The organism is Xanthovirga aplysinae (assembly GCF_009711365.1).
Lineage (GTDB): Bacteria > Bacteroidota > Bacteroidia > Cytophagales > Cyclobacteriaceae > Xanthovirga > Xanthovirga aplysinae.
The window spans coordinates 1-347 of the sequence record NZ_SMMB01000101.1; the positions used below are offsets into that span (position 1 = coordinate 1).

The 347-nt window shown below is 48.7% G+C and carries 1 protein-coding gene; it reads right to left on the bottom strand.

All coding sequences use genetic code 11. From position 1 onward, the window contains the following. Nucleotides 1-347: NHL domain-containing protein (locus E1171_RS00110; RefSeq protein WP_484628010.1), on the bottom strand; the 347-nt coding region annotated here is incomplete at both ends.

The window sequence follows — 347 nt, forward strand, 5'->3', positions numbered from 1 at the left end:
GCCGAAAGGGCATCACCATCCTGATCACCCACATTTCCTGTACCCGCAAGTGTGCTTACCTGACCGTCAACACTGATCTTCCTGATCTTGTGATTACCACCATCCGCTACATACACATTACCTCCTGGGTCAACTGCTACTCCATATGGTGTATTAAAACTAGCTGTAAGGGCATCACCATCCTGATCACCCTCAATTCCTGTCCCAGCCAGAGTACTCACTTGGCCGTCTACACTGATTTTTCTAATCTTTTGATTACCAAAATCCGCTACATAAACATTGCCCACTGCGTCCACCGCTACACCCGCTGGAGAATCAAAACTGGCCGAAAGGGCATCACCATCCTG